17 protein-coding genes and 2 tRNA genes are annotated in these 8822 nt (G+C 47.1%); all 19 read left to right on the top strand.

What is annotated here, in order from left to right:
* Positions 1–159 precede the first annotated feature (159 nt).
* A complete protein-coding gene (locus WMW72_RS12345) occupies positions 160–366 on the top strand; it encodes a hypothetical protein (protein ID WP_341415770.1) in 207 nt (68 codons plus the stop codon).
* A gap of 19 nt (positions 367–385) precedes the next feature.
* Positions 386–628, top strand: a complete 243-nt coding sequence (locus WMW72_RS12340; protein ID WP_341415769.1) for a hypothetical protein — start codon at positions 386–388, stop codon at positions 626–628.
* A gap of 165 nt (positions 629–793) precedes the next feature.
* A complete protein-coding gene (locus WMW72_RS12335; RefSeq protein WP_341415768.1) occupies positions 794–931 on the top strand; it encodes a hypothetical protein in 138 nt (45 codons plus the stop codon).
* The gene (locus WMW72_RS12330; RefSeq protein WP_341415767.1) at positions 928–1287 is read left to right on the top strand and encodes a hypothetical protein; all 360 of its coding nucleotides are present in this window, start codon (positions 928–930) and stop codon (positions 1285–1287) included. The genes WMW72_RS12335 and WMW72_RS12330 overlap by 4 nt, the downstream gene beginning before the upstream one ends.
* 216 nt (positions 1288–1503) lie before the next feature.
* Positions 1504–2118, top strand: a complete 615-nt coding sequence (locus WMW72_RS12325; RefSeq protein ID WP_341415766.1) for a hypothetical protein — start codon at positions 1504–1506, stop codon at positions 2116–2118.
* Between the two features lie 19 nt (positions 2119–2137).
* The gene (locus WMW72_RS12320; RefSeq protein ID WP_341415765.1) at positions 2138–2347 is read left to right on the top strand and encodes a hypothetical protein; all 210 of its coding nucleotides are present in this window, start codon (positions 2138–2140) and stop codon (positions 2345–2347) included.
* Positions 2348–2653: 306 nt separating this feature from the next.
* The gene (locus WMW72_RS12315) at positions 2654–2827 is read left to right on the top strand and encodes a hypothetical protein (RefSeq protein WP_341415764.1); all 174 of its coding nucleotides are present in this window, start codon (positions 2654–2656) and stop codon (positions 2825–2827) included.
* Complete coding sequence (locus WMW72_RS12310; RefSeq protein WP_341415763.1) at positions 2824–3108, top strand: hypothetical protein; 285 nt, start codon at positions 2824–2826, stop codon at positions 3106–3108. Before WMW72_RS12315 ends, WMW72_RS12310 begins: the two co-directional genes overlap by 4 nt.
* 1 nt (position 3109) lies before the next feature.
* Positions 3110–3571, top strand: a complete 462-nt coding sequence (locus WMW72_RS12305) for a hypothetical protein (protein ID WP_341415762.1) — start codon at positions 3110–3112, stop codon at positions 3569–3571.
* A gap of 49 nt (positions 3572–3620) precedes the next feature.
* Positions 3621–3962, top strand: a complete 342-nt coding sequence (locus WMW72_RS12300; RefSeq protein ID WP_341415761.1) for a hypothetical protein — start codon at positions 3621–3623, stop codon at positions 3960–3962.
* Positions 3949–4179: a hypothetical protein gene (locus WMW72_RS12295; RefSeq protein ID WP_341415760.1), complete on the top strand. Its 231-nt coding sequence runs from the start codon at positions 3949–3951 to the stop codon at positions 4177–4179. Before WMW72_RS12300 ends, WMW72_RS12295 begins: the two co-directional genes overlap by 14 nt.
* Before the next feature lie 2 nt (positions 4180–4181).
* Positions 4182–4652: a hypothetical protein gene (locus WMW72_RS12290; protein WP_341415759.1), complete on the top strand. Its 471-nt coding sequence runs from the start codon at positions 4182–4184 to the stop codon at positions 4650–4652.
* 1 nt (position 4653) lies between these two features.
* Positions 4654–5175, top strand: a complete 522-nt coding sequence (locus WMW72_RS12285; RefSeq protein WP_341415758.1) for a sigma factor-like helix-turn-helix DNA-binding protein — start codon at positions 4654–4656, stop codon at positions 5173–5175.
* A 213-nt stretch (positions 5176–5388) separates the two neighbouring features.
* Positions 5389–5478 (top strand) — tRNA-OTHER (locus tag WMW72_RS12280).
* A gap of 46 nt (positions 5479–5524) precedes the next feature.
* Positions 5525–5596: transfer RNA gene (locus tag WMW72_RS12275), tRNA-Ile, on the top strand.
* Between the two features lie 32 nt (positions 5597–5628).
* Positions 5629–5856, top strand: coding sequence for a hypothetical protein (locus tag WMW72_RS12270; RefSeq protein ID WP_341415757.1), 228 nt, complete (start codon positions 5629–5631; stop codon positions 5854–5856).
* A 194-nt stretch (positions 5857–6050) separates the two neighbouring features.
* Complete coding sequence (locus WMW72_RS12265) at positions 6051–6308, top strand: hypothetical protein (RefSeq protein ID WP_341415756.1); 258 nt, start codon at positions 6051–6053, stop codon at positions 6306–6308.
* Between the two features lie 38 nt (positions 6309–6346).
* Positions 6347–7444 (top strand): terminase small subunit, encoded by a 1098-nt coding sequence (locus WMW72_RS12260; RefSeq protein ID WP_341415755.1) that lies wholly within the window; start codon positions 6347–6349, stop codon positions 7442–7444.
* Positions 7389–8618 (top strand): PBSX family phage terminase large subunit, encoded by a 1230-nt coding sequence (locus WMW72_RS12255; protein WP_341415754.1) that lies wholly within the window; start codon positions 7389–7391, stop codon positions 8616–8618. Before WMW72_RS12260 ends, WMW72_RS12255 begins: the two co-directional genes overlap by 56 nt.
* The last annotated feature ends 204 nt before the right edge of the window (positions 8619–8822 follow it).

The following is an 8822-nucleotide window of genomic DNA, read 5'->3' as shown; positions in this document are numbered from 1 at the left end:
TAGGATGGTTCCCGAATGATAAAGAGTGGGGCGCTGATTTTGATGAATGGGGAGTAGAAAGTCGGGCGTTTACCACTACAGCCCCTCACGCAGTAGCCATTGCGGCTCTGCTGGCTCTCAAGGGGGAGAACGAAAATAAAAATAGTGGAGAGTGCTGAAATGGAAAAAACAATCATCGCTGAACTAAACAGGCTTCAAAACGAGTACTTTGAAGATCAAGAAGAATTTCTGCACCACAAAAACAAGTATCACGAGTATCGAGATAAGTGCGAAAAAATTAAAGATAAACTCCGCGCAAAATTGAAGGAATTAAATGAGATTAATCCAGATCATGAGTATGAGCTTGAGTCTGAAATTATCCTTTGATTAGGGACGGAGGGGAAGTATGAGCCAACAAGAAAAAGAATTGGCGCAGCATGCAGCAAACCTACTGCTTTGGGATGAACGGTTTCGCGAGAGTGGGGCAATAGAAAACTTGATTCAGGAGGTTGACCGCCTCACCAAAGAGAACGCCGAGCTGCACGATAGCAACGCCAGGCTGCATGCGGAGATGGAGGGCCATCCACAGCAACTGAGTTTCCACGAGGAGCGCATTCAGGACTTGGAGCAGAGGATAGCGGAACTTTAGTCCGGGATACAGCAGTTCAGAGAGGACTGCGAGCGGCGTATAAAGAGCGCAGGCGCTCTTTTGGACGGACGGGTAACTATCGAGCAGCGCGAGAGGGTAAGATGCGGCTTATACGGCCTTGCTGCCCGAACTGGACCGCCTGTTGAGAGGGGAGAGTGAACAGCCATGAACAAATACACAGAAGCTATCGAAACGATCAGGAATAACTATCCTCCTGCGCATTACACAATGCTGATAGTTGCGCTTGACCTGGCAATATCGGTATTAAAAGAAAAATCCGAGGAACAGGAGGATCAGCCATGAACAAAGAGCAGCAGATACGCGACAAGATTGCGCTAGCCCGTCAAATTAACGACGAGGAAGGCGTAGGACGGACGACGATGGTCGTGGAGATATCCATAGTTGAATCTCTAGTGGAGATCATAGAGCAGCAGGCCGAGGACCTTAAAGCAAAGGATGAGGAGATATCCAAACTCCACAACCTACACGCCGAAAACTATGCACGAGCGGTTGAGTACCGGGAGTCTCTGGATATAGCAGTAGAGGCGCTACGGGTCATTGCTGCCAACACTGACGATCGATCAACCGTAGCGCTCCAACATACGGCTGCTGAGGCCTTATCTCGTATAGCCAAACAAAATGATCATGGAGGAATCTAAACATGAAAAAGCATAAAAAGTTCAGATGGTTGCAATACGGTTCAGGCATCCATCGCATCCATCACATATGGTTTTCGTACGGGTGGAAGATTCCGTTTATACCGGTTGCTTATTTTAAAGGCACGGGGTGGCGCATCGCTCGACGTGATAAGTACCATAACTGCACGACAACTGGAAAATTCTAATCAGGCACCTAAATACAAGGGAGGGAAAGACATGAATTTGTATGAAGTCAGTTATCCGGCCGGTATGTGGGGCGATCATCCTGCATACTCCAAGCTAAAAACGGCAGAAACGTCCGGTTCTGCAAAATATGATGAATTTCTCGAAGCGAGTGATTGCTGGGATCTCACGTTCATCGACTTTTGCAAACAGATCCGCGTTCGAAAGGTGGGACAATCCACTCCGATGCCGGGATCAGCACCTTTCAAGTCGCCAGAACGAATCGAATTGATCAACAAATTAATCCAGGAAATTGGAAGACGCGGCCGCAAATTCCTGTATTCCAAGAAGCATGACAGGTTCGCCGCCTTCCATTGGGCAAACGGCAGGCTCTGGTATACAGACGATTACACTGGTGTTCCGATCCTTATGGAGCCAGGCAAACAAGGAAAGACCCGGGAACAGAAGCAAGCATTTTCCCATGGAGGCACGCTATGGGGGCTGGTCAACGACTTCCGAGACTATATCTTCGGCGACGATGATGCCAATCACAACAACGGCTATGGTGGGTTGTATTGCCCGCACTGGGGATACCCGCTGGAAGACATGGAAGCGATCCTACAGAAATCAATCGAGCTTGGCTATCTGAGGCCGAGAGTCAGCACATAGTACAAGGGAGGGAATACCCATGCATGTCAAATCTAACGTCACTTACTGGGGCATGGCCGGTAAGCGTGAAGTGAAGCGAAAGGTCAACAGCATTGAAACAAGATATTTGGGGACGCAATACGTCAACTGGACACTGATCAAGAAAGACGGATCTTCTGGTATGTCCGGTTTGACGGAGCGCAGAAAGTTCGAAGAATGGGCGAAAGGCATTTACGAAATCCACGAATAGACAGCTAGGGAGGGAATAGTATTCCCTCCTCCTATACCCACCATCACTCTCAAGAGGAGGCATAACCATTGCGGCTCAAATTTGAAATGTGGAAGGACCAGACCAGCGAGCGCGGGTGCGTTACGCGGTTTACGGATGGAAAAGGTCGGTCTACTGAATCATGGTGGAGCAGCCCGCCTGATTCAATCGACCACGTAGGACCTGAATACTTGCCTAACCGGCATCCCAACGTCCGCAACGCTCGACATAATACATTCTTCAAGCGTCGATTCAAAGAAGAGATGGTGAATATCAATGCAGCTAAACATGGATGACCTAATGCCCCAACAGGACGGGGAATGGGAGCTCATCGCACACGGCCGGCTGATCAAGACGTTTGAGACTGAGGTAGCTGGCCGATTGTTTCTGGATCAATTTAGACCTGATGGATACTTTAAAGGGGCCATACTGGCCCCAAGAGAGGATGTAGAAAGCGTATGAAACCAGGAGATAAAGTAACTTGGACCAGCCAAAGTAATGGCGGTGTAAAAACAAAGACGGGAGTTATTCACGCCGTTGTACCAACCGGAAGCCGAGCAAGTATTTACTTACCAAAGGACATTAGTACATCCCAGCGTAAATTCGACAATATCTTTGCCGTAAACTTCGACAGGTACATCGTGGCTGTTCCGCGGGGAGGAAAATCCGTGCTGACTGATTACTATTGCCCTAAGCCGGGACTTCTGAAATTGGCTGGGGAGAGCGGAGGAAGCGATACATGATATGAGCAATAACTTAATCACGACGATCAAGTCAACGACCCGATTGTTCCGGCAGCCGTACAAGATCGGCGATGTAATCGATGTCAAGGATAGGCCAGTCCTTATCCTTGGCATCGAGAAGTACGAACTGTGGGGCAACGACTTGGCAGTATGGTATACAGTGCAGCACCTTGACATGCCAGACTATGTGAGCCTCAAGAAAGCCTATAAACAGCCGCATGAGGTTGAATTGGAGATACAGTTTCCGTACAACGATGATCGGCTCAAGAAAGTATACATCGGCTCTACATGGACGGACCGCGGAATAACTTACAAACTTATTGAATACAGCGAGATTGCACTTAAAGGCACGGACCTGTACCTTTCGTTTATTGCGAGACCACTATACCCGGTTGACCGGAAAGAGGCTAAGGCGGTCTTATCGTCGCAAAGGCGGAAGAAGATCGGTTTGGAACTCATTTAGAGCAAGGGTAGGAAACATTTCCTTAACGATTTACGGGGAGGATGATGTTTTGAAAAGTAAGGCAAATTCCGATGTACCCCGAGACTTACTTGATCAATCTAAAAATATCGGAAAGATAAAAATTCTTAAGTATGACGGCGCAGATCCTAAAGTCATAGAAACTCTACAAGCCAAGGTCGATAGAACCGAATTCATCATCACATTGATCGAAGAAATTGACACATTATTCGGAAAAATCCTTAGACTCAGGTATGTAAACAGGTGGACAGTCGATGAAATTGCCAGTGAATTAGCGATTGCCCGCAGGACATACGATCGAGATCGTAAAAAGGCTTTAAATCTATTTCGCGAATTATCTACAGGGGAAGGTGCAGCGGATGGAACTCTTTGATATAAGGATCGGATACACATACTACTTCCGGACGGTGAGCGGTGGCAGCTTTACACGGACAGTCACTGGGTTCAACGGAACAATGCTGGTCTATCGTAAAGATGATGCCGAAGAAATGTCCGAAATGCCTGTCACGGACTTTATCCAGCAGTACAAACAACTCGGACTTCGGTCAGAGGGGCAGGCAGACCTATTTGATTATGTTGCGGAGGGGTAAAGGTGCAAAGTGACATTGTTAAGTTGCATTCGTCGGCAAAGACGGTCTACGAGCAATTAAAAAAGTTAGGCGAGGCAACTGTCTTTCAAATCAGCGAGAGCATGGATTGGAGATCGGATTCTGTTCGATCAAACATCACTACTCTGGCAAGGCTCGGCATGGTCTACAGGTCAGGAGGGTACGGTAAATCGGGGTTTATCTATAAAGCAGAAGATAAGCCTTACGAAGTAATCAACCCTGGAGGAAGACCACCAATGATAGGCGGTGGCAGAGAGGTCGAACCGATCGCCACGGTCAAGTTAGATCCTACACACAGGAAATTTCTTCTCGCGAATCAGCAACGTTGGGGAAAACGTGGAGAACTTGCTAGGGAAGCCAAAATGTCAAGGTATGAGCTCAATGTTGCCCTTGAAATATTGAAGCAAGAACAATCAGTATCAAAGGAACCAAAGAAACGGAGACGGAGGGCTTAGCATGAGCTTACCGTATGAGGCTACAGCAACGAACTATCGAAAATCTAAGAGGCAGTTAGAGCAGCTAAGGGACCGCCTCATGTCAGATCAGTTAAGTGAAGAAATAAAAGATGACCATCCAGACTTAAAAATAGTACAAAGTATGATATCGGACTGTAATTATACGATTGAATGGCTGACAACGAATAGACGGCCTGGAAGTAAGCGAGGGATCGAAAGGCGAGCCACGTATCAACGACACAAACTCATGGACCCAATACGTATGCAAGCGTTCGTCCAAAATAGTACAGCAGGCAGTCCTTCAAACTTGACGGATTGGCAAAAAATACAGATTGATACAGCATTATCCAATTTGAGTGACCGGGAACGTGAGTGTTACATCATGGCGCACGGAGATTGCTTCACACATGAACAAATTGCCCGAATGCTTGGCATATCAAAAGGCAGTGTTGATAAATTTGTGGATCGGGCACACAAAAAAGTTTCAGAAGAAGTTCAAAATAGTCTATTTTTTCGAAAGTAATGCGATTTTTGTCATGCAAAAGCCACCTATATATAGGAACGTCAGTTCTAAAGGGCTGCGGTGGCGGAATAGTAGACGCTAAGAGAGTGCATATCGCGGTGGTACGGGTTATGTGTACAATGCCCGCACATCGCTCCAGGACGGAACTCCATAAAGACCATTTGCATTCGAAACACAGTTGCAAGGTGCAAATCCTTGCCCGCAGCAGAATAAGGCGCAGTAGTGTTAATGGCAAACACGGGATAACAGGTTCCGGACTGCGGGTGGAAACCAAATCCGAGGTTCGAGCCCTCGGCTGTGCCATAAGAGGAGTCGCAAAAATGCGGCTCTTTTTCATTCCCCTTAACATGGGTCCTTAGCTCAAAGGTAGAGCTGTCTGCTCATGACGGACTGGTTACGGGTTCGAGTCCTGTAGGGCCCATTACAGATCAAAATAACCATTAGGAGTGATTGATGATGGATAGACCAGCGATACCGGCGCCGCCAAAACGGTACATTCTTGGAGATCCAAACGCACATATAGGGTTTGCCAGATGGTATCAGGTACTCACTGCACATATGGCGATAGCAGTAAAAGAAGCGGCGAAGGTTGGGATGCCTGCTAATTTGGCGGAGAGGGTTTTTGCTGAGACGATGAAAAACGTTCTTGATGATGCGGTAAGGGTGAGTGCTTTTGAATGATAGAAGGAAAACTTTCCTTACCAAGGAGGGATACCATGCAAGGTAGATTCGGAGTTGGTCTATTTATAGGTACCGCTGCGAGTATCCCTTTATGGATATCTATTTGGGGATGGATCAAGATTATATTTTAAGGGGCGAAAGGGGCCATGAAGCGAGATGAACCAAGGCAAGTTGAGCTAAGAGGACATGCTTGGATGAGGTACTGCGAGAGAGTGGGAATGATCTCGTTTGACGATCTCCAGGCAAGATGCAGCGAACTGTTCGAACGTGGGGAATACAAAACCCGTAAGAAGCGATTTGCCATTATGGATGGCGTATGGTGGACCTATACCATATCGAAAGAGACGATGTACCTGATTACCTGTTACGGATTGTCGGATTATGACATACCTACCGGGCTAGCGTGGGCGGCGATCCACAGGGACGCATTGAAATTAAGTTCGGCAGAGTAACACTAAAATACCAGTACCCCGGAGGTGAGGTGTAGTGAGTGAGCCATGACTGGGAGGCAATACAAAGGGAGTACGAAACAACCGAGGCCACTTTAGCGGAGGTAGCTGAGAGGCACGGGCTTAAGCTTCCTACTATAAAGAGTCGTAAGCAGCGTCAAGGATGGGCCAAGGGAAAGGATGCATCCCCGGCAAAGAAAGTTGCATCTAAACGCGCATCCAAGGATGCACCCGAAGATGCAAAGATGCATCCGCTTAAAATGGATGCAGATGATGACTCAGGGGGAAGCGAGACAAGAGCCCTAACCCCAAAGCAGGAAATGTTTGTTGCTGAATTTCTAGTAGACCTCAACGCTACCCGAGCTGCTATTAGGGCGGGTTACAGCGAGAGGAATGCAGATAAGATAGGGTCCGAATTACTAGGTAAAACTAGAGTAAGGGCCGCTATTGATAAGGCGAAGTTGGAGAGACAGCAACGGACAAAGATTACAGCTGATATGGTGCTTCAGCGATGGTGGGATATAGCGAGTGCTGACCCGAACGAGTTAATGCACTTAAGGCGCGTTTGCTGCCGATATTGCTTTGGGACAAACCATGAGTTTCAGTGGATCAACGAAAGCGAATATAAGGAATACTCATCAGCAGAGATTGCCAAGGCCAAAGAAGAAGATAGAACTCCTGTTATGCCATCAAATGAAGGTGGTTACGGATTCGACGGAACCTTGAGGCCACATCCAAAATGCCCAAGATGCTTCGGCGAGGGAAGAGTTGACTTGCACCTAGTGGATACGAAACAAGCATCTCCACAAGGGAGGGTGCTTTATGCTGGCGTTAAGCAAACGCAGACGGGTATCGAAATAAGAACGAGAGACCAGGATAAGGCCATGGAGTTGATTGCAAGGCACCTGGGCATGTTTGACCAGCATAGGCAACGGATGGATGAGAAGAAACTTGAAATTCTAAAAGCTAAACTGGAACATGACATGAAGTCTGGAGAATTTGGTGAGACAGACAACGGGACAATCGATAGCCTGATGGATGCTATTCAAAGGAGTGCATATGCGATAAAGGAGAGAGAATCAGATGGACTTCCAGATGTTCGGGGAAAAGATGATCCGGTTCATCCTCAATCCGATTGAGCAGGACGCACGGATAAACATCCTAGAAGGTTCTGTTCGTAGTGGCAAAACTGTTGGGATGATCCCCAAATGGTTGAACTACATTAAGAACGGACCCAAGGGTTTGCTGGTAATAACCGGCGTTTCAAAAGAAACCATTTATGATAACGTGCTGCAAGACCTGTTTAATACGGTTGGAGCAGCTAACTATAAGTATAACGCCCAAACGGGCCTGATCAAGATTTATGGCCGCAAGATCAAGGTTATTGGAGCCAAGGATGAGGGTTCGGAGAAGTACCTACGGGGTAAAACGCTGGCTGGAGCTTATTGTGACGAGTTATCGTTGATGCCTGAGAAGTTTTTCAAGCAATTGCTTAACCGGCTGTCTGTCAAGGGTGCGAAACTCTACGCAACGACGAACCCTGACCATCCCTATCACTTTCTCTATACCGAGTACATCACAGATGAGGCCAAGCTTAAGAACGGCATGGTAAAGGTGTATCATTTCGAACTCGATGATAACCCAAGCCTTGATGAGGAGTATAAGACGTTCATTCGGAGTGCATATACAGGATTCTGGTACATGCGGATGATAGAGGGATTATGGGTCGTAGCTCAAGGTGCTATTTATGACATGTGGGATAAGGTACTCAATACTTTCGTTGATGAAGACTTGCCGCTAGGCTTCAAGAGTTTAGCTAGGCGGTATGTATCTATTGACGTAGGTACGCAAAATGCCACTGTATACCTTGATTGCTGGGACGATGGTGATACCGTTTGGATTCTCAACGAGTATTACTATGATGGGCGAGCCGAAGGGAAGCAAAAAGAAAATTCGGAATACGCGGACGAACTAGAAATGTTTATCGGCGACGATTACCCCATAGCGATTATAGTGGACCCATCGGCAGCTAGCTTCAAAACGACGATTCGCAACCGTGGATTCAGGCCGAAAGATGCAGACAACGAAGTGCTGGAAGGCATAAGGATGATGTCCACTATGATAGCCAAGCGGAAGCTTAGGGTGCATCGAACGAATTGCCCGAACTTCCTGAAGGAAGTCAGCAGCTACGTATGGGATGAAAAAGCTACTCTTCGAGGTGTTGAACAGCCGGTTAAGCATTCAGATCACTGCATGGATGCGGCTAGATACTTCATAAAAACCATCATTAAGCCTCGAAGGTTGGAATCATAGCCTAAGTAGGAAAACGAAGCAATCGAGAGTAAAACTGAGATCGTCAATTCAGAGAATTGGCGCTATTTTGCATTGTTCCACGGAACGATAATCGGGCGTAAAGGCCGAAAATGGACAAATTTAAAGTTTCAAAAGTCCGACATTAGTATCAAATCCATATTTTGTACAGATGTCTGGGAAAGGAGGGGTGATATTGGGCAAAAG

Source organism: Paenibacillus filicis, assembly GCF_038070315.1.
GTDB lineage: Bacteria > Bacillota > Bacilli > Paenibacillales > NBRC-103111 > Paenibacillus_G > Paenibacillus_G filicis.
The sequence above is the reverse complement of the archived record's forward strand: the minus strand, read 5'-3'. Positions and strand labels throughout refer to the sequence as shown.

What these genes read in the sequence shown, in the direction of transcription:
- WMW72_RS12265 (WP_341415756.1), top strand. Translation starts at nt 6,051, where the DNA reads ATGAGGTACTGCGAGAGAGTGGGAATGATCTCGTTTGACGATCTCCAG.
- WMW72_RS12330 (WP_341415767.1), top strand. Translation starts at nt 928, where the DNA reads ATGAACAAAGAGCAGCAGATACGCGACAAGATTGCGCTAGCCCGTCAA.
- WMW72_RS12285 (WP_341415758.1), top strand. Translation starts at nt 4,654, where the DNA reads ATGAGCTTACCGTATGAGGCTACAGCAACGAACTATCGAAAATCTAAG.
- WMW72_RS12320 (WP_341415765.1), top strand. Translation starts at nt 2,138, where the DNA reads ATGCATGTCAAATCTAACGTCACTTACTGGGGCATGGCCGGTAAGCGT.
- WMW72_RS12310 (WP_341415763.1), top strand. Translation starts at nt 2,824, where the DNA reads ATGAAACCAGGAGATAAAGTAACTTGGACCAGCCAAAGTAATGGCGGT.
- WMW72_RS12325 (WP_341415766.1), top strand. Translation starts at nt 1,504, where the DNA reads ATGAATTTGTATGAAGTCAGTTATCCGGCCGGTATGTGGGGCGATCAT.
- WMW72_RS12335 (WP_341415768.1), top strand. Translation starts at nt 794, where the DNA reads ATGAACAAATACACAGAAGCTATCGAAACGATCAGGAATAACTATCCT.
- WMW72_RS12305 (WP_341415762.1), top strand. Translation starts at nt 3,110, where the DNA reads ATGAGCAATAACTTAATCACGACGATCAAGTCAACGACCCGATTGTTC.
- WMW72_RS12345 (WP_341415770.1), top strand. Translation starts at nt 160, where the DNA reads ATGGAAAAAACAATCATCGCTGAACTAAACAGGCTTCAAAACGAGTAC.
- WMW72_RS12295 (WP_341415760.1), top strand. Translation starts at nt 3,949, where the DNA reads ATGGAACTCTTTGATATAAGGATCGGATACACATACTACTTCCGGACG.
- WMW72_RS12315 (WP_341415764.1), top strand. Translation starts at nt 2,654, where the DNA reads ATGGATGACCTAATGCCCCAACAGGACGGGGAATGGGAGCTCATCGCA.
- WMW72_RS12270 (WP_341415757.1), top strand. Translation starts at nt 5,629, where the DNA reads ATGATGGATAGACCAGCGATACCGGCGCCGCCAAAACGGTACATTCTT.
- WMW72_RS12255 (WP_341415754.1), top strand. Translation starts at nt 7,389, where the DNA reads ATGGACTTCCAGATGTTCGGGGAAAAGATGATCCGGTTCATCCTCAAT.
- WMW72_RS12340 (WP_341415769.1), top strand. Translation starts at nt 386, where the DNA reads ATGAGCCAACAAGAAAAAGAATTGGCGCAGCATGCAGCAAACCTACTG.